This is a genomic window from uncultured Tateyamaria sp., from assembly GCF_947497045.1.
Classification (GTDB): Bacteria; Pseudomonadota; Alphaproteobacteria; order Rhodobacterales; family Rhodobacteraceae; genus Tateyamaria.
Genome location: NZ_CANMEU010000003.1, coordinates 135356 through 153426 on the forward strand (window position 1 = coordinate 135356; position 18071 = coordinate 153426).

20 protein-coding genes and 1 pseudogene are annotated in these 18071 nt (G+C 60.4%); 10 read left to right on the forward strand and 11 right to left on the reverse strand.

The annotated features are described in order from the left end of the window. Positions 1–3: 3 nt before the first annotated feature. The 4 genes from Q0859_RS07395 to Q0859_RS07410 all read right to left on the reverse strand — a co-directional run bounded on the left by Q0859_RS07395 (position 4) and on the right by Q0859_RS07410 (position 4365). Positions 4–942: a carbohydrate ABC transporter permease gene (locus Q0859_RS07395; protein ID WP_299149259.1), complete on the reverse strand. Its 939-nt coding sequence runs from the start codon at positions 940–942 to the stop codon at positions 4–6. Further along, a complete protein-coding gene (locus Q0859_RS07400; RefSeq protein WP_299149261.1) occupies positions 942–1850 on the reverse strand; it encodes a sugar ABC transporter permease in 909 nt (302 codons plus the stop codon). The genes Q0859_RS07395 and Q0859_RS07400 overlap by 1 nt, the downstream gene beginning before the upstream one ends. Before the next feature lie 63 nt (positions 1851–1913). After that, positions 1914–3242: an extracellular solute-binding protein gene (locus Q0859_RS07405; RefSeq protein ID WP_299149263.1), complete on the reverse strand. Its 1329-nt coding sequence runs from the start codon at positions 3240–3242 to the stop codon at positions 1914–1916. Between the two features lie 37 nt (positions 3243–3279). Beyond that, positions 3280–4365, reverse strand: coding sequence for an ATP-binding cassette domain-containing protein (locus tag Q0859_RS07410; protein WP_299149267.1), 1086 nt, complete (start codon positions 4363–4365; stop codon positions 3280–3282). Positions 4366–4503: 138 nt separating this feature from the next. On the opposite strand from Q0859_RS07410, the gene Q0859_RS07415 reads away from it, so the two are divergent. The 3 genes and pseudogenes from Q0859_RS07415 to Q0859_RS07425 form a co-directional block, all read left to right on the forward strand. Further along, positions 4504–5535, forward strand: a complete 1032-nt coding sequence (locus Q0859_RS07415) for a LacI family DNA-binding transcriptional regulator (RefSeq protein ID WP_299149269.1) — start codon at positions 4504–4506, stop codon at positions 5533–5535. A 120-nt stretch (positions 5536–5655) separates the two neighbouring features. Then, complete coding sequence (locus Q0859_RS07420; protein ID WP_299149271.1) at positions 5656–6471, forward strand: tryptophan 2,3-dioxygenase family protein; 816 nt, start codon at positions 5656–5658, stop codon at positions 6469–6471. Positions 6472–6511: 40 nt separating this feature from the next. Continuing rightward, positions 6512–6712, forward strand: a pseudogene (locus Q0859_RS07425) (kynureninase); the annotation flags it as partial. A gap of 318 nt (positions 6713–7030) precedes the next feature. Here Q0859_RS07425 and Q0859_RS07430 read toward each other — a convergent pair. The 3 genes from Q0859_RS07430 to Q0859_RS07440 are packed head-to-tail and all read right to left on the reverse strand — an operon-like array spanning position 7031 to position 9040. Then, entirely contained in the window at positions 7031–7828 is a 798-nt protein-coding gene (locus Q0859_RS07430) for a metal ABC transporter permease (RefSeq protein WP_299150188.1), read from the reverse strand. Next, the gene (locus Q0859_RS07435) at positions 7821–8567 is read right to left on the reverse strand and encodes a metal ABC transporter ATP-binding protein (protein WP_299149274.1); all 747 of its coding nucleotides are present in this window, start codon (positions 8565–8567) and stop codon (positions 7821–7823) included. Before Q0859_RS07435 ends, Q0859_RS07430 begins: the two co-directional genes overlap by 8 nt. After that, a complete protein-coding gene (locus tag Q0859_RS07440) occupies positions 8558–9040 on the reverse strand; it encodes a transcriptional repressor (RefSeq protein WP_299149278.1) in 483 nt (160 codons plus the stop codon). Before Q0859_RS07440 ends, Q0859_RS07435 begins: the two co-directional genes overlap by 10 nt. A gap of 107 nt (positions 9041–9147) precedes the next feature. Here Q0859_RS07440 and Q0859_RS07445 point away from each other — a divergent pair, with 107 nt between their 5' ends. After that, the gene (locus Q0859_RS07445; RefSeq protein ID WP_299149280.1) at positions 9148–10284 is read left to right on the forward strand and encodes a zinc ABC transporter substrate-binding protein; all 1137 of its coding nucleotides are present in this window, start codon (positions 9148–9150) and stop codon (positions 10282–10284) included. A 7-nt stretch (positions 10285–10291) separates the two neighbouring features. On the opposite strand, the gene Q0859_RS07450 is transcribed toward Q0859_RS07445, so the two are convergent. After that, a complete protein-coding gene (locus tag Q0859_RS07450) occupies positions 10292–11518 on the reverse strand; it encodes an FAD-binding domain-containing protein (RefSeq protein ID WP_299149282.1) in 1227 nt (408 codons plus the stop codon). 133 nt (positions 11519–11651) lie between these two features. Between Q0859_RS07450 and Q0859_RS07455 the strand changes: the two genes are divergently transcribed. The 6 genes from Q0859_RS07455 to Q0859_RS07480 all read left to right on the forward strand — a co-directional run bounded on the left by Q0859_RS07455 (position 11652) and on the right by Q0859_RS07480 (position 15476). Then, complete coding sequence (locus Q0859_RS07455; protein WP_299149284.1) at positions 11652–12293, forward strand: ATP-dependent Clp protease proteolytic subunit; 642 nt, start codon at positions 11652–11654, stop codon at positions 12291–12293. A gap of 175 nt (positions 12294–12468) precedes the next feature. Beyond that, positions 12469–13734, forward strand: coding sequence for an ATP-dependent Clp protease ATP-binding subunit ClpX (clpX, locus tag Q0859_RS07460; RefSeq protein ID WP_299149286.1), 1266 nt, complete (start codon positions 12469–12471; stop codon positions 13732–13734). Positions 13735–13835: 101 nt separating this feature from the next. After that, on the forward strand, positions 13836–14198 hold the full coding sequence (locus Q0859_RS07465; protein WP_299149288.1) for a RidA family protein: 363 nt from the start codon (positions 13836–13838) through the stop codon (positions 14196–14198). Positions 14199–14270: 72 nt separating this feature from the next. Next, positions 14271–14654, forward strand: a complete 384-nt coding sequence (locus tag Q0859_RS07470) for an NADH:ubiquinone oxidoreductase subunit NDUFA12 (RefSeq protein WP_299149291.1) — start codon at positions 14271–14273, stop codon at positions 14652–14654. A gap of 10 nt (positions 14655–14664) precedes the next feature. Next, positions 14665–15117, forward strand: coding sequence for an outer membrane lipid asymmetry maintenance protein MlaD (gene mlaD, locus Q0859_RS07475; protein ID WP_299149294.1), 453 nt, complete (start codon positions 14665–14667; stop codon positions 15115–15117). Further along, positions 15114–15476: a DUF2155 domain-containing protein gene (locus tag Q0859_RS07480; RefSeq protein ID WP_299149296.1), complete on the forward strand. Its 363-nt coding sequence runs from the start codon at positions 15114–15116 to the stop codon at positions 15474–15476. The genes mlaD and Q0859_RS07480 overlap by 4 nt, the downstream gene beginning before the upstream one ends. On the opposite strand, the gene aat is transcribed toward Q0859_RS07480, so the two are convergent. From aat to accB, 3 genes are read right to left on the reverse strand one after another with little or no spacing between them, the layout of a single operon-like run. Beyond that, positions 15440–16081 (reverse strand): leucyl/phenylalanyl-tRNA--protein transferase, encoded by a 642-nt coding sequence (gene aat / locus Q0859_RS07485; RefSeq protein WP_299149299.1) that lies wholly within the window; start codon positions 16079–16081, stop codon positions 15440–15442. The two genes, Q0859_RS07480 and aat, sit on opposite strands and share 37 nt — an antisense overlap. Positions 16082–16127: 46 nt before the next feature. Continuing rightward, positions 16128–17474, reverse strand: coding sequence for an acetyl-CoA carboxylase biotin carboxylase subunit (gene accC / locus Q0859_RS07490; RefSeq protein WP_299149301.1), 1347 nt, complete (start codon positions 17472–17474; stop codon positions 16128–16130). 10 nt (positions 17475–17484) lie between these two features. Continuing rightward, positions 17485–17973, reverse strand: coding sequence for an acetyl-CoA carboxylase biotin carboxyl carrier protein (gene accB / locus Q0859_RS07495; protein ID WP_299149304.1), 489 nt, complete (start codon positions 17971–17973; stop codon positions 17485–17487). Positions 17974–18071 lie beyond the last annotated feature (98 nt).

Consider the following 18071-nt stretch of genomic DNA (forward strand, 5'->3'; position numbering starts at 1 on the left):
GGGTCAACCTTTGACCGCACCGGCTGTCATGCCGGTGATGATCTGACGCGAAGCGAACAGGGTGAAGATGATCGGCGGGATCGCCAGCAACATCCCCGTGGCCATGATGACCCCCCATTCGACGTTGAATTCGGACATGTTGTTCACGATCAGGATCGGCACCGTCTTGGTGTCGCGATCCGACAGGGCAGAGGCGAGCAGGTATTCGTTCCACGCGATCCGGAACGTAAAGATGGCGGCGGCTGCAAGGCCTGGTTTTATCAGGGGCAGAACCACCCGGAAAAAGACTTGGAAAGGCGTGGCCCCATCGACCCGTGCGGCCTCTTCCAGTGAATAGGGAACCTGTACGATAAAGCTTTGCAGGATCCAGATCACGAAAGGCAGGTTCATTGCCACATAGATCAGGATGATGCCGCTGTGCGTGCCCGCCAGACAGACATCGCCGCGCCCGCCAAAAGTCTCGCGGATCAGCCCACCCAGGAACGCATCATTGTCGAGGCAGAACTCGTTGTTCCACAACCCAAAAACCGGCACCAAAAGCACCGCCGGAGGCACCATGCGCACCATCAGGGTCGTCAGCGACGCGGTATCGCGCCCCATGAACCGAAAGCGCACAAGGGCATAGGCCGCCATACACCCGATCACCAACGTCAGCACGGTCGACACGAGCGCAATGATGAGCGAGTTGATGAAGGCCCCGCCGAACTTCAGCGCACAAAAGTCGAGGTGGTCCAGCTCATACGGCAGAATATCACAAAGCGCGGTTTCATAGTTCTGGATCGTCGGCATGAAGAGAAGGCCGGATGTGCCTGAAATAATGTCCACATCCAGCTTGAATGAGTTGATGAACATCAGCGCGATGGGGCCGACAGCCATAAAGATCAGTGTGATCAGAAGGGCATAGTAGCCAGGATGTTGTCGGTCATATGTGGGATGGGCCATCAGCCTTCCTCCGATGCGGCGCGCAGACGGGCAGCGCGGACTTCTTGCAGCTTAGTGTAGGCAAACATCGCACCCGTCAGGATCAACAGCAGGATCAGCAGGTAGTTCGACATGGCTGCCGCCACCCCAAGTTCACGAAATTCAGTCGCGGTGCGCGAAATGCGCAGCGCCAGGATTTCGGTCGACAGACCGGGGCCGCCCTCGGTCATCACAAGGATCACCTCAAGCACCTTGAACGCATCAATCAGACGCAACAGGGCGGTCACGATCAGAACGGGCATCATCAGGGGCAGTTTGATGTGCCAGATCTGCTGCCAGCCTGTGGCCCCGTCGATGCGCGAGGCCTCAAGTGCGGATTGGGGCAGGGACTGAAGTGCGGCCAGCGACAGGATGAAGATAAACGGGGTCCACTGCCAGATATCGGCCACGATCACCGAAAACAGGGCGTTCTGACCCAGCCAATCGATACCGTCGATGCCCACCTTTTCGAGCATCCGGTTAAACGTGCCCACAGTCGGGTGATACATGTAGCGCCACATCAGGCCCACCACGACGGGGGCGATCATCATGGGCAGAATGAACAGGGTGCGCAGCACCGACATGCCCCGGATATTGCGATCCAGAAGCAGGGCAAGACCCACGCCCAACAGCATCTCGATGCTGACGACGGACACCGCAAATTTCAGGGTGACCCCAAGGCTTTCGCGAAAGGCCGCGTCGTTCCACAGGGTGATGTAGTTCTTGAGGCCGACAAACTCGGTCTCGCCGATTTGCTGGCTGGGGTTCCAGGCGCGGAAGCTGCCCCAGACCATGTAGGCCAGTGGGTAAAGCAACGCGATGCCCATAATCACGGCGGCGGGGGCCATGAACATGTAAGGGGTCAGGCGGTTGAGCCGGGCAGTGCGCATCTGAATATGTCCTGAGAAGTCAAAGATGGGCGGGCCCTTTACAGGCCCACCCGAGGGAGAGGTTTACTGCCAGGTGTAGTAGCCGGCATCGTCCATCACTGCGCGCGTGCGCTCGGCAACACTGTCCAAAGCCTCTTGAATATCAAGACCTTCGGTCAGCACTTTGGACATGGTCGTGCCGATATCGGCATTGATCTTGCCCCAGACGGGGATGATCGGACGCCAGTCGGGATCAGCATATTTCAGCGCCTCACCAAAGGTGGCCGAGAAGGGGTATTTCTCGTTCAGGCCTGCATCCTGATAGGTCGAGAACCGCGATGGGTTGCCGCCGTTCATCGCGACCATCAGGTCACCCTGTCTGGAGGTCAGCCACTGTGCCAAAAGGAATGCGGCCTCTTTGTTTTCGGCGTTCTTGGGAATGCCGATGCCAAAGCCACCGGTCTGGCTGCCGCGGCGCACGCCCATGGGGTGCATCGCATATCCGACCTTGCCCACGACCTTGGACCGCTCGGGATCCTCAAAACCGGGCATGAAGGCAATGGAGTCAAGGAACATCGCCGCATCCCCATTCGAGAACGCATTGGCCGCTTCGGACGGACCAAAGGCCAGCGAGCCTTCGGGGCCGCAGTCGACGATGGTTTTCAGGGCTGTTGCGGCCTCAACACCGGCGGCGTTGTTGATGATGGGGTTCCACGCCTCGTCAAATACGCGACCGCCAAGGGGTGCCAGGTGCAACAGGAATGCGTGAGAGGCCTGGTGACCGGATGCGGCCCGCGAGGCCATGCCGCCCATGCCATCCTCAAGCTCGGGGATCTTGCAGGCGGCATCAAGCATCTGGTCATAGGTTTCCGGCTCGGGCAGCCCGTGCTTTTCAAAGACGTCCTTGCGATAGGCCAGAACCGATGTCTCGGAGCCGAACGGGATGCCAAAGAGCGAACCGGTCGGACCGGGCAGATACCCTTTTGTGCCACCCGCCACGCCGATGTTCTGGACATAGCCGTCGATCAGATCATCCGCATCATAGGCCGGGTCCGCCAGCTTTGGATCCATGAAATACTTGGCGAGGTTTTCGAGCTGGTCGGCAAACACATAATCCGCCTTGGAAAAAACAACGTAGGCAATCAGGTCATACTCACCCTCATCCTGCGCCAGTTCGAGCGTTTGGCGTTCACGCATCTTGAGGTAGGGCAGCTGATCCACCTCGACCTCGATGCCGGTCTGTTTGGTGAATTCGGGCAGCACCTTGATCGCCGCATTGTAATGCGGATGCGCGGGGAAGTTCACGACCAGCGTCGTGCCCTCGTATTCCGCATATGGATTGGCAAACAGCGCGCCTGCCCCGAGGGCCAGTGCGGCTGTTGTCGCCGTCAGGGTCGTCTTGAAGTTCAGCATATTTGGTTCCTCCCTAATGCTGTCGTTTTTTAAGTGTTCACAGGCGCAGACCGCTGGCGCGATCAAAGACCATGATTTCGTCCGTATTCACTGCAAATGTGTGGGTCTGGCCGGCGGGCAGGGGCGCGATGCTTGGGATTTCGACCAGCAGTTCGGCCGACCCGCAGCGTGTGGACAGGACCGATTGGGCCCCCAGATATTCAGACACCACGATGTGCAGGTCCATCGTCGCCTCAGCCTCCGGCGTGTGCGTTGCAAAGGCCGAGGGGCGCAACCCGATCGTGACATCGCGCGCCGTCGCATCCTTGACCCGCGCCGCCGTTTCCGCCCCAAGCGGCAGATGAAAGCCCGCACCCTTGACGCCGGTCATGCCGCCATCCTCTACGATCTGCCCCTCGACGAAATTCATCGGAGGCGAGCCGATAAAGCCGGCCACGAACAGATTGACGGGGGATTTGAACAACTCTTCGGGCGTGCCCTGTTGCTGTACAACCCCTTCGGACATCACGATAATCCGGTCGCCCAATGTCATAGCTTCGACTTGGTCATGGGTGACATAGACCATGTTCTTGTCGATACGGTCGCGCATCTCGGCCAGTTCGGTGCGCATCTTGCCTCGCAGCTTGGCATCAAGATTTGACAGCGGTTCATCAAACAGGAAGGTGCCCGCATCGCGCACCAGAGCGCGGCCCATGGCGACGCGCTGACGCTGACCGCCGGACAGTTCAGCCGGTTTGCGTTCCAGCAGGTGGCCGATCCCAAGGATGTCGGCCACGTTGCGGACCTTTTCATCAATCTCGGCCTTGGGGGCCTTGGCCAGACGCAGGGCAAACGACATGTTGCGTGCGATGTTCATGTGTGGGTACAGCGCGTAATCCTGAAACACCATCGCGATATCGCGTTCCTTGGGTTCCAACGCGCCGATGGGCTTTCCGTCGAAATAGATTTCGCCACCCGACAGCGTCTCGAGACCCGCCAGAATGCGCAGGGTCGTTGATTTGCCACATCCCGAGGGACCAACCAGAACCGTGAATTCACCGTCATTCAATGTGAGGTCAAGCGGAGGCAAGACCCGCACCGACCCATAGCTTTTCTCGACCTTGTCGAAGACGATTTCTGGCACGTTTCCCCCCGAGCACTTCACCAAATCCTTGAGCCCGAAGGTGGCACGGTCCGCACAAACCACAAACCCCGCTTGCTGATTTACAGCGTTAACGTTAACGTATCTGCGCAGGTTCAATGACCGAAAGACGCATCACACATGCCGCGACGGCGCACGGAAAAAGATACCGTTCTCAAAGACATAGCTGATGTGGCGCAGGTCAGTCTTATGACCGTGTCACGCGCCTTGCGTGGTGTGGATGGTGTGTCGGAAGCCCGGCGCGCGCATATCCTGAAGATTGCGCGACGCCTGAATTACACCCCCAACAGCAGCGCGCGATCACTGGTCACGATGAACTCGGACCTGATTGGGATTACGGTGCCCAACCTGTTCAACAATGTCTTTGCCGAGATCATGGCGAGCATGCGCGGCACCTTTGACAGCGCGGGGTTTTCGAGCGTTGTGGACACGTCCGAATATGATGTGGATATCGAATTTGCTTGGGCCGAACGGCTGCTGACATGGCGTCCGGCCGGTATGATCCTGACGGGCACGCACCACCACCCCGCATTGCGCGACGCGCTGCGCCGTGCTGGTGTGCCAACGCTTCAGATCTGGGACGTCACTGATGACCCGATTGATGTGTGTGTGGGCATTGATCACCATGCCGCCGGTCAGGAGGTCGCGCAATATTGCCTTGATCTGGGTTACATGCGACCCGGGTTTGTCGGTACGACCGAAGGGCGCGACACACGGGCCGAGGCGCGCTTGACCGGCTTTGCTGCACGCTATGCCTCGGCCGGGATGGGCGCGGTGCGGATTGCACGATCAGATGAGCGCAACCCGTTTGTGGCCGGTCAAAATGCGACCCGAGACATCCTTGATGGGCCTGCGCACAGCGGTCCGGATGTTATCTTTTATCTCAACGACCATCTTGCCTTTGGGGGGCTGACGGCGTGCCAGACTGCCGGGTTGTCGGTGCCGGATGATATCGGCATCATCGGCTTTAACTCGCTGGATCTGACGGCGGTCCTGCCTGTGCCATTGACCACGGTGCGCACCCCGTTGCGGGCGATGGGGACCACGGGCGCGCGTCATTTGCTGGCGCGCATTCATGGTGTGGCTGCTGTGCGGCGGGTGGCGCTGCCTGTTGAGTTGGTGGCGGGGGCGACGACGAGGCGACAGGCTTAGGTTTGCCCATCCCATGTTGGTGGGCTGAGCGGCACTGTTTCTCCACCCCATATTGCAGCTTGCCGCGCCTTGGTCGAAATGCCACCGTCCCGCGGAAACCAGATCACACGCGGTGCGCATATGACCGATCATCACGGGGCCAAACTCGATTTTGCCAAGGACATGTCTTACGGCGACTACCTTGAGTTGGACGCGCTGTTGACAGCGCAACACCCCCGATCTGACGCCCATGACGAAATGCTGTTCATTATTCAGCACCAAACCTCGGAATTATGGATGCGCCTTGCCATCCACGAGCTTCAGATTGCACGCAACGCAATCAGTGGCGGTGATCTGCGGCCTGCGTTTAAAATGCTTGCCCGTGTGACCCGGATATTCGAGCAGCTGAATGGGGCATGGGATGTGTTGCGCACGATGACGCCAAGTGAATACACGACGTTTCGGCCCAGCCTTGGGAACTCGTCCGGCTTTCAGTCCCATCAATATCGGATGATCGAATTTTTGCTTGGAAATCGGCAGGTCGCGCTGAAAAAAGTACATGAACACAGACCAGAAGCCCATGCCGTTCTTGAGGCGGAATTGGTGCAACCGAGCCTTTATCAGGTTGCCCTGACCTTGCTGGCGCATCGCCTTGAGGTGCCTGATCCGGCAGGCGCACCGGGCAACAGCGCGTGGGTCGCGCAACCCGTCGTTCAGGACCTTTGGCAGCGGGTCTATGAGAACCCGCGCGCGCATTGGGAACTGTACGAATTGGCTGAAAAACTCGTCGATCTTGAAGATTACTTTCGCCGCTGGCGCTTCAATCATGTGACCACGGTGGAACGGATCATCGGGTTCAAGCGGGGCACAGGTGGTACGGCTGGCGTTGCCTACTTGCGCAAAATGCTCGAGGTTGAGCTGTTTCCCGAACTCTGGCACGTGAGAGGTGCGTTGTAGATGGTTCTGAATAAAGCGTTTTTTTGATCTGCCCGAGGGAATGATCTATCTGGATGGCAACTCGCTTGGGTCGTTGTCCAAATCGGCCAGGGCACGGGTTGCCTCGATGCTGTCGGACGAATGGGGTACGCAGCTGATCAAAGGATGGAACGGTGCGGGCTGGATGGCGCAACCCGATCAGATAGGGGACCGCGCGGGTCGCCTGATCGGGGCACCTCGGGGCACGGTGGCGATGCGCGACCGGCTGTGGGCTGATCCCAAATACCAGACCAAGGCGCGCGTGACGTAAGGACCGGGATCATCTGGTCCAACTTCGCTATGGCCGAGGTGCCGTCCGCAACCGTGCAGGGTAAATTCCACGTCATCTCTATGCGGATCCGTCCGTGCTGGCATGCAAGGGGACCATCCGCATTGGTTCGATGTCGCATGGGAAAACCGTGCCCGTCACGAAGCTGCCTGCACGTGGGTGGCTGAAAATGGCGTGAAAGGCGCAGGGTATGATCCGGGGCGCTGGCCGGACGCTGTTTGCTGGCGCAAAGTCGCCCCGCCCACCGACCCATTACCCGGTCTGGCGGCCAAACCGTCCCACCAGGGTGGTGATCGTGAAAATGCCCGCCGCCACGCAGACGATTGTCGGCCCCGTGGGCGTGTCGAACTGAAACGCGGCACCCAAACCCGCGATGGCGGCGACACTGCCGATCAGCGCAGTCAGCAGCGCCATGACCTCGGGCGTGCGTGCGAGGGGACGGGCGGCAGCAGGGGGGATGACCAACAGCGCACCGATCAGTAAGGCCCCGACCGCCTTGATCGCAACAGCGACGGTGATGGCGAGGGCGATGGTGATCACCAGTTGCTCGGTGCGAAACGAAATGCCGCTGGCCTGGGCCAGATCGGGGTTCAACGTGGCGGTAAGCAGCCGGTGCCACCGCCACAGCATCAACCCGATCACAACCGCAGCGCCGCCCCAGATCACGGCGAGATCCGTCTTGGACACCGCCAGGATATCACCAAACAGATAGGCCATCAGATCGACCCGCACGCCGGACAGGAACGACACGGCCACCAGGCCGACCGCGAGCGCCGAATGGGCCGCAACCCCCAGCAATGTATCCTCGGCCAGCCCGCGCCCTGACAAGGTCTGCACCATCAACGCCATCAGCAGCGCAGCGCATAACACCCCCAGCATGATCGGCCCTTGCAGCGCCAGCGACATCGCTACGCCAAGAAGGGCCGCGTGGGCTGTCGCGTCTCCAAAATAGGCCATGCGCCGCCACACCACAAAGCAGCCAAGCGGGGCCGCAGTCAGTGCCGTACCAATCCCCGCGAGGCCTGCGCGAACCAGAAAATCGTCAAGCATGGTCATGTTCATCGTGGTGATGGTGGGTATGATCGTGCGCGTGGTCGTGATCGTGGCGGTAAATCGCAAACGCGCCTTGGGTGCCTGTGCCAAACAGGGCCTGATATTCGGGTGCGTCCTGCACCACGTCCGGTGTGCCTTCGCAACAGACATGTCCATTCAGGCACAAGACCCGGTCCGAGGCGGCCATGACCACATGCAGATCATGGCTGACCATCAGCACGGCGCAGCCCAGATCGCGCCGTACATTTGCGATCTGTTGGTAAAATGCTGCGGCACCCGGTTGGTCCAGCCCCTGCGTTGCCTCATCAAGGATCAAAAGGTCGGGGGCCATCAACAGCGCCCGCGCCAGCAGGACGCGCTGAAACTGCCCGCCGGACAGGGCGCGCATCTGGGTGCCCGCCAGATTGGGCACGCCGGCCTCCGTCAATGCCCGCGCCATCGCATCCTTGCTGTGGCGGTGGGGCAGGCACAGGAACCGCGCAACGGTCAGCGGCAACAACCCATCCATATGAAGCGTTTGCGGTACATAGCCGATGCGCAGGTTGTGCAGGGTATCCACGGTACCGGATTCCGGTTTAAGTGCGCCAATCAACCCTTTGACCAGGGTGGATTTTCCAGATCCGTTGGGGCCGACAAGTGTGACGATCTCGCCGCGGTCGATGTGCATGTCCACATCGCGCAAGACCGTCTTGCCCGCCTGCTTCAGCGTCAGTCCCGTTGTTGTGATCAGGCGCATGGAGCCTCTTGGCATTGCGGGCACAGGCCCAACGCCTCGACCACTGTGCGGCTGATGGTGAACCCGGCGGCGCGCGCCGCTTCACCCAAGCGCCCCTGGGTGGCTGTGGTTTCCGCTTCGGCCACCGACTTGCAGGAGGTGCAGATCAGGAAGGCGGGGCTGTGATCCGCCCCGAAATGGGCGCAGGCAATATAGGCATTCAACCCTTCGATCTTGTGCGCAAACCCCGCAGAGGTCAGGAAATCAAGTGCGCGGTAGGCGACAGGAGGGGCGGTGCCAAGTCCGTCCTCGGCCAACACGGCCAGCAAATCATAGGCTCCAAGCGCGCGATGTTCGGCCAGCAGAATCTCCAGCGCACGGCGCCGAATGGGCGTCAGCTTCAGCTTGTGCTGCGCGCAATAGGCGTCGGCCTGCGCCAGCGTCGTGCGAATACAGTCGGCGTGATCGTGGGGCTGGAACCCGAAGGCTGGCATGGCGCTGTCCTGTATGAAAACCGCATTTTCCGGCTTGATATGTTATAGTATTACATTTAGCAAGGGTGCTGAAGTGTTATGATATAACGTACAGATTGGAGGCCGGGATGCGGGCAATTCTTGTGACAGCGTGTGTATGGGGCGGGGCGGCTGCGGCCGATATCCCACGGGTTGCGGTCGATATCGCACCGGTCCATTCGATTGTGGCCGCAGTGATGGGGGATCTGGGGCAGCCGAACTTGATCGTCTCTCCCGGTGCGTCGCCGCACGGCTACAGCATGCGCCCTTCGGAAGCGCGCGCGCTGGATCAGGCTGATGTGGTTGTCTGGGTGGGCGAGGGGCTGGCCTCATGGCTCTCCGGCCCGATCACGGAACTCGCGGCAGGGGCGGAGGTGATCGAACTGCTGGATCTGCCGGGCACTCAGCTGCTTGAGATACGTGAGAACGCGGCCTTTGGCAGTCACGACGACCACGGTCATGGGGCGGCACATGATGGTGATGATCACGATGATCACGAGGCGAAGGTGGATGATGACCATGATGAGAATGGCCATGAGGACCACGCAGATGAGGTGAAGGCGGATGCCGATCACGACCACGCCCATGATGACCATGCCCAGGACGATCACGATGATCATGCGCCGGAGGCCCACGACGACCATGCCGCTGAAGCCCACGACGACCACGACGACCATGAAGGCGAAGACCATGCAGATGCGCATGCGGACCACGATCACGGGGCCTTTGATCCGCATGCTTGGCTCGACCCGCAAAATGCGGTGATCTGGGCGCAGACGATCGCGCAGGTGTTGGCGGAGAAAGACCCCGAAAACAGTGCTGTCTATACGTCAAATGCAGAAGCTTTCGCATCTGATATGAATGCGTTGCAGGACGAAGTTACAGCGATCCTCGCCCCCGTTACGGATCGTCCCTTTGTCGTGTTTCACGACGCCTATCACTACTTCGAAAATCGGTTCGGGGTCGAAGCTGTTGGCGCGGTATCCGCAAGCGACGCCGCGGCGCCCAGCCCCGCACGGGTTGCCGCGTTGCGCGATGAGGTCGCCGGGTTTGAGGCGGTCTGTGCGATGCGCGAGCCACAGTTTGCGGGTGGCATGCTCGAATCGCTTGGCACGGTCAAACTCGGAGAGATGGACCCGATGGGTGCAGCCCTTGAGGTGGGGCCGACGCTTTATTCAGAGTTGCTGCGCGGCATGGCGACTTCGCTGGCCAACTGCCTGAAATAACACGCTGTCAAAGGGTCATCTTCGCGCGCATATGATCCAGCAGCGCGGGGATTTCCTTTTTGAAGCGAAAGAACCCATGGCTGGCATGCGGCCACGCTGCGCCGTCATAGGGGCGGCGGAGCTGCACAAGGTCCGGCGCATCCGGCATATTGGATATTGCGCCAAACAGATCAGCAACAGGCCCCACGGGCGCGTAGGGGGTGATGATCTGGTCCGCGCCTGTGGTCGCGATCCATGCCATCAGTTCATCGGGTGTTGCAGCCGTTTGGGAAACACTCCCAAGGCGTGACGCATACCGATCCGTCATGTCCCCGAGGGCGGCGTCGGCAAAGGCGGTGACATGTGGTGCGACCTCAAGCGGAGAGAGGTGCGATCGGGCGCACAGGATGGCTGTTGCCACAGGGCGTACACCGGCCTCAAACAGATATGATGGGCTCATATCCTCGTCATGCAGGACCAGTGCGGTCCGTTTGGCGGGATCAAACCGCCTCATCTCGGGCAAAGCAGAGGCTGGCGGTACAGGTGATCCGGGAACCGCCACAGCCTCGCCTGCAAGCTGCCATTTCGGTGCAAATCGTCCTTCGGTGAATTTCGAGATGTTGGAAGTGCGCGCGAGGTATGTTTTGCCCGGTGTCTGAATGCCCGCCACCCACCGCCAGCCAAGCGTGTTGGACGCCGGGTCGCCGTCCAGCAAATGGCGCAGGAAAAAGTCGGCCCCCAACTCCCACGGCAGACGCAATGTGAAAATCCAGATCGAGGCGAACCACATCCGGGCGTGATTGTGAAGATATCCCGTATCCACAAGCTCTTGCGCCCAAGCGTTAAAGCACTCGATCTCGGTTTGACCGGCATAGGCTGCGGCCCATCTGTCGCGCAGGCCCGCCTGTGTCTGTACATCGTTCAGCGCCCGTTTCAGCGCGCTTTTGTACTGGTGCCAAACGGTCGGGCGCATCTCGAGCCAACCTTTCCAATAGGTCCGCCAGAACACCTCTTGAATGAACTTTTCTGCGGCTTCGGGGCTGTGGTGCCCAAGGGTGGCGTGCAACACCTCGGTCTCGGTGATCAGGCGCGCGCGCAGATAGGGCGACAGGGTCGACACGCCCGTGTGCCCATCCCGGCCCAGATCATAGTTGCGCCGCGCCGCATAGTCGCGCCCGGCCTGCGGGACGAAGCGTTGCAAACGGTCAGGGGCGGCGGCACGGGCGGGGGCAAAGCGGATCAATGCGTCAGTCATGGCGCAGAAGTTAGCGGGCAGTTAAGCGGCTTCAAGCGCGCAGGTGCCCTTGCAGGTCCCAAACGGCGATACTAAGACTCGGGTAACTTGTTTGCGGGTATGGTCTCGCAAATATTCGACGAGGCAGAACTCCATGCGCGATCCCATTGAACAATTCCAATACGTCACCAACAATCTGGTCCCGATGGTGGTCGAACAGACCAGCCGGGGCGAACGGGCCTATGACATCTTTTCGCGCCTGCTCAAAGAGCGGATCATTTTCATCAACGGCCCGGTCCATAGCGGGATGAGCCACCTGATTGTCGCTCAGTTGCTGCACCTTGAGGCCGAAAATCCGTCCAAGGAAATCAGTATGTATGTGAACTCGCCCGGTGGCGAGGTGACGGCTGGCTTTTCGATCTATGACACGATGCAATATATCAAACCCAAAGTGTCGACGCTGATTTGCGGGATGGCTGCGTCCATGGGCTCGGCCATTGCGATTGGGGGCGAGCCGGGGATGCGGTTTGCGCTGCCCAATTCCGAAATCATGGTCCACCAGCCGTCAGGCGGTTCGCAGGGTATGGCGGCTGATATTCTGATTTCGGCCCGTCACATCGAACAGACCCGCGAGCGGATGTATCAGATGTATGTCAAACACTCCGGCCAGGACTATGAAACGGTCCAAAAGGCGATGGACCGTGACACATGGATGACCCCTGAAGAGGCGAAGGAATGGGGCCACGTCGATGAAATCGTCGAAAGCCGCGGCAAGGCGGATGACGCCGACGCCTGACGGGTGCACGCCCCTGTGACAGGGGGGTCCGTGACGCGGTCTGCGTTGACGCAAGGGCCGCATAAAAAGACGATTGTGGACCCCGCGGGGCTGGCCTAAGCTGGCAGTCACGCGGGGCGCGCCGGGCCAGATTCCGGCACCAGAAATTGCGGTATCCAGCCGGGAAGGACGCGACATGGCCACGAATTCGAGCGGCGACAGCAAAAATACCCTCTATTGCAGCTTTTGCGGCAAGAGCCAGCACGAGGTGCGCAAGCTGATTGCGGGCCCGACCGTGTTCATCTGTGATGAATGTGTCGAGCTGTGCATGGACATCATTCGCGAGGAAACAAAGGCGTCGGGGCTGAAATCCACCGATGGTGTGCCCACGCCCAAGGACATTTGCGGCGTTCTTGACGACTATGTGATCGGTCAGGCCATGGCCAAGCGCGTGTTGTCGGTCGCCGTGCACAACCATTACAAACGTCTCAACCATGCCCAGAAGGGTGGGGATATTGAACTGGCGAAATCCAACATCCTGCTGATCGGCCCCACGGGCTGCGGCAAGACGCTGCTGGCGCAGACACTGGCGCGCATTCTGGATGTGCCGTTCACCATGGCCGACGCCACGACCCTTACCGAAGCGGGCTATGTCGGTGAGGATGTGGAAAACATCATTCTCAAGCTGCTCCAGTCTTCGGAGTACAACGTCGAACGTGCCCAACGCGGCATCGTCTACATCGACGAGGTCGACAAGATCACGCGCAAGTCCGAAAACCCCTCGATCACCCGCGATGTGTCGGGTGAAGGCGTGCAGCAAGCGCTGCTGAAACTGATGGAAGGCACCGTTGCCTCTGTTCCCCCGCAAGGCGGGCGGAAACATCCGCAGCAGGAATTCCTGCAAGTGGACACAACCAACATCCTGTTCATCTGCGGCGGGGCCTTTGCGGGTCTCGACAAGATCATCGCGGCGCGCGGCAAAGGCTCGGCCATGGGCTTTGGCGCGGACGTGCGTGACAACGATGATCGCGGCGTGGGCGAAATCTTTACCGATCTCGAACCCGAGGATCTGCTGAAATTCGGGTTGATCCCTGAATTCGTCGGTCGTTTGCCGGTTCTGGCCACGCTTGAGGATCTGGATGAGGATGCGCTTGTTACCATCCTGACCGCGCCCAAGAACGCGCTGGTCAAACAGTATCAGCGCCTGTTCGAGCTGGAAGACACCGAGCTGACCTTTACCGACGACGCCCTTAGCGCCATCGCCAAGCGCGCGATTGAACGCAAAACAGGCGCGCGGGGGCTGCGCTCGATCCTCGAAGACATCCTGCTCGACACGATGTTCGAATTGCCGGGCCTTGAGTCGGTGACCGAAGTGGTCGTGAACGAAGAGGCGGTGAACTCGGATGCAGCGCCGCTGATGATCCACGCGGATGCGGAAAAAGAACCGGCCTCGGCAGGCTGATCCCCGCGCGCAGGTGAACAAAAAAGGCGTGCTTACGGGCGCGCCTTTTTCACATCCCCCGTAAGGCGTGCCTGTGGCACGCCCAACAGCAGAGGCCGCACATGACCATCAAGCGCATTTCCTCGGGCGGTGAATATGAGCCGAAAGTGGGCTATTGCCGCGCGGTCGTCGCAGGCGGTTGGGTGCATGTGGCGGGCACCGTTGGGCAGGGCGAGACGGTCACCGATCAATGCCGCGATGCGCTCAAGACGATCCACGCCGCCTTGCTGGAGGCGGGAGCCGACTGGCAGGACGTGGTGCGCGTCATCTATATGCTGCCTGACCGGGCCGAGTTTAAACCGTGCTGGCCGATCCTGTCGGCGGCCTTTGGCGCGCATCCACCTGCGGCCACGATGATCGAATGCGGGCTGCTGGATCCCAAGTTTCGGATCGAGATCGAGGTGACTGCGCTGATCCCTGCCTGATGTGCGCGCGTGTCCTCTGGACGGGGCGCGCGCGATACGGCATAGACTTAACCAAAGCGTCGGAGGCGAAACATGGGCATTCTCAACACTTTGCTGCGGTCAGTGACCTGGTGGAACGGACAGACGCTGAACACGCAGCTGTTCACGTGGCGCAAGGGTGCCAAAGTCGGCACCGACAGCGAGGGCAACACATTCTACAAGAACGCCGATGACAGCAAGCGGTGGGTGATTTTCAACGGCGAGGCCGAGGCAAGCCGCATTGATCCCGAATGGCACGGCTGGTTGCACCGCACATGGGACGAACCGCCCACTGACAAGCCGTTCAAACACAAAGACTGGGAAAAGCCGCATCAGCCAAACCTGACAGGGACCGCGATGGCCTATGCGCCCGCGGGATCGCTGCGCCGGGTTGCGCCTGCGGATCGGTCCGACTACGAAGCCTGGACTCCGGAATAGGCGCGCGGCCGTGGCGGAAAACACCACCGAAGTGCTTGTGGGGGGCGTCGTTTTGGCGGCGGCCATCGGCTTTGCGGTCTATGGTGCGCAGGTCGCCGGCTTGGGCAATGCGGGTGCCGCCACATACCCGCTGAGTGCCAGCTTTCGCAGCCTCGAAGGCGTGACTGTGGGCACGGATGTGCGTCTGGCCGGCGTCAAGGTCGGCACTGTGACGGATGTGGATTTGAACCCCGAAACCTACCGCGCCGACACGACCGTATCCCTGCGCGCGACCACCCAAATCCCCGATGACAGCGCCATCGTGATCAGTTCCGAAGGGTTGCTGGGCGGTAATTTCGTGGAAATCGTGCCCGGCGGATCGCCATTCTATTACGAGGCCGGGGACGAGATCACAGACACCCAAGGGGCCGTCAGCCTGATCTCGCTGTTGCTGAAATTCGTCTCCGGGGGCGACAGCGAATGAAGATGCGTGCGGCACTTGTCGGTGGCATGTTGCTGGCCACCAGTGCTGGTGCACAGCAAGAGACCGAGACCGCAACGGGCGCGGTATTGCGCGGCCTCGACAAATTCAGCGGCAACGTGGTCGATATCGAACTGGCATCCGGGTCCACGGCGACGTTTGAACGTCTGAATATCACCCTCACCGAATGTCGCTATCCGGCTGGAAACCTGTCCGGTAACGCCTTTGCAGGTCTTGAGATCACCGAGACGGGCCGCGACGACACCGTGTTTTCCGGCTGGATGATCGCCTCCGCCCCGGCGCTCAACGCGATGGAACACGCCCGCTATGACGTTTGGGTCATCCGCTGTACAACCTCCTGAAGCGTCGCCGCAGGCACGTTTGAAAACGCTGTATCATGGCGCATGGCTTGCGCCAGTTGCCGATGATACGCGGCGCGGGTGATTTCAATCGCACCAAGGCTTGCCAGATGTGGCGTGATGAACTGGGTGTCAAACAATGTGAATTTGGCACGCGACAGGTGATCGACCGCCGCGGCAAGCGCCATTTTTGACCCATTGGTGGCGCGCGAGAACATGCTTTCGCCGAAAAACGCGGTGCCAAGCGTCACCCCGTAGACCCCGCCGACAAGCTGCGCCCCGTTCCAGATTTCAAAGGAATGCGCATGCCCGATCTGGTGTAATTCCAGATAAAGGCGGTAAATATCGGGGTTGATCCAGGTATCAATCCGGTCGGCGCAGCCGTCGACCACGGCCTCAAAAGCGGTATCAATCCGCAAGCGCCAATCGGTGCGCCGCATATCGCGCGTCAGGGACCGCGACAAGTGGAACCTGTCCAGCGGCAGCACACCGCGCATCTTGGGATCGACCCAGAAAATCTCGGGATCATCGCGCGATTCTGCCATGGGAAAGATGCCCGAGGCGTAGCCTTGCAGCAGCAGTTCCGGGGTCAGCACCCGCTCTGTCATGTCATCCCATTGCCTTGCCAGACAGGCTTGGGCCGGGTGCGTCCGGTCACTCCGCCTGTGCGTCCAGCCACTTTTCAAGCCAATGGATGTTGTAATCCCCGGTGTGCACGTCTTTTTCAGCCAGCAGCGCGTGGAACAGCGGCACCGTGGTGTCGACCCCGTCCACGATCAACTCGCCCAAGGCACGGTTGAGCCGGGCCAACGCCTCGGCCCGGTCGCGCCCGTGCACGATCAGCTTGCCGATCAGGCTGTCGTAATAGGGCGGGATCGAATAGCCGTCATAAAGCGCCGAGTCCATCCGCACGCCCAGACCGCCGGGCGCATGATATTGCGTGATCTTGCCGGGGCAGGGCCGGAACTCCGGCAGCTTTTCGGCGTTGATGCGCACCTCGATGGCGTGGCCGCGAATGGAAAGATCGTCTTGCGTGAACGACATGTCCATGCCGGACGCCACACGGATCTGTTCGCGTACAAGGTCTACGTCAAAGATCGCTTCGGTCACAGGATGTTCGACCTGTAGGCGGGTGTTCATCTCGATGAAATAGAACTCGCCGTTTTCATAGAGGAACTCGATGGTGCCTGCGCCGATATAGTTGATCCGTGCCACCGCATCCGCGCAGACCTTACCGATGGCGGCCCGTTCTTCGGCAGAAATGCTGGGGCCGGGTGCCTCCTCGAACACTTTCTGGTGGCGGCGTTGCAGCGAGCAGTCCCGCTCACCCAGATGCACCGCACGCCCCTTGCCGTCGCCAAAGACCTGGATTTCGATGTGGCGGGGCGTCGTCAGGTACTTTTCGATATAGACTTCGTCATTGCCGAAGTTTGATTTGCCCTCGGCCCGTGCGGTCATAAAGGCGCGTTCCATGTCCGTTGCCGTTTCGGCCACTTTCATGCCGCGCCCACCGCCGCCCGCCGTCGCCTTGATGATGACCGGATAGCCCATTTCGGCCCCGATCGCCTGCGCCTCTTCGAGCGTTGCGACGCCGCCATCCGATCCGGGCACGCAGGGCACGCCGAGCGCCTTCATCGTCTCTTTGGCGGTGATCTTGTCGCCCATCACACGGATATGTTCGGCGGTCGGGCCGATAAAGGTCAGGTCGTGATCTTCGACGATCTGCACGAATTGCGCGTTCTCGGACAGGAAGCCATAGCCGGGGTGGATCGCCTCGGCCCCGGTGATTTCGCAGGCCGAAATGATCGCCGGAAAGCTAAGGTAGGATTGCGGCGATGCGGGTGGGCCGATGCACACGGATTCATCGGCCATACGCACATGCATGGCGTCGGCATCCGCCGTGGAATGGACCGCAACCGTGGCCACACCCATCTCGCGCGCAGCCCTTATCACACGCAGCGCAATCTCTCCGCGGTTGGCAATCAGGATTTTCTTGAACATGCTCAGCCCCTTATTCGAGGATCACCAAAGGTGCGCCAAATTCGACCGCAGCGCCATCATCCACGAGGATGCGTTTGACAGTGCCTGCGCGGGGGGCGGGGATGTGGTTCATGGTTTTCATCGCCTCAACGATGAGAAGGGTGTCGCCTTCGCCCACTTGCTGGCCGACCTTGATAAAGGCGGGCGCGCCGGGCTCGGCCTGCATGTAGATCGTGCCGACCATGGGTGAGGTCACGGCACCGGGGTCGCTGGCCGGATCGGCGGGCGCTGCTGCTGCCGTCGGTGCCGGGGCTGCTGCGGGCGCAGGTGCTGCAACTGGTGCAGGGGCGGCCACCTGGGCTGACACCTGCTGAATGATCTGACGAGAGACGCGCACATTCAGGCTGTCATCTTCGCCGTATTCCCGTTTCACCTGCAATTCGGTCAGGTCGTTCTCGCGCAGCAATTCGGCCAGTGCCTGAATAAAGGCCACGTCCGCGTCATGGGGTTTTTTTGTCATTCTTGTCCTCAACAGATGGCTTGTAGCTGCCTGCCCTAGGGGCACGCGCCAATGCTCGGCCTTGTGTATAGCGACTGGAATAGGATGTGAAAAGCGCA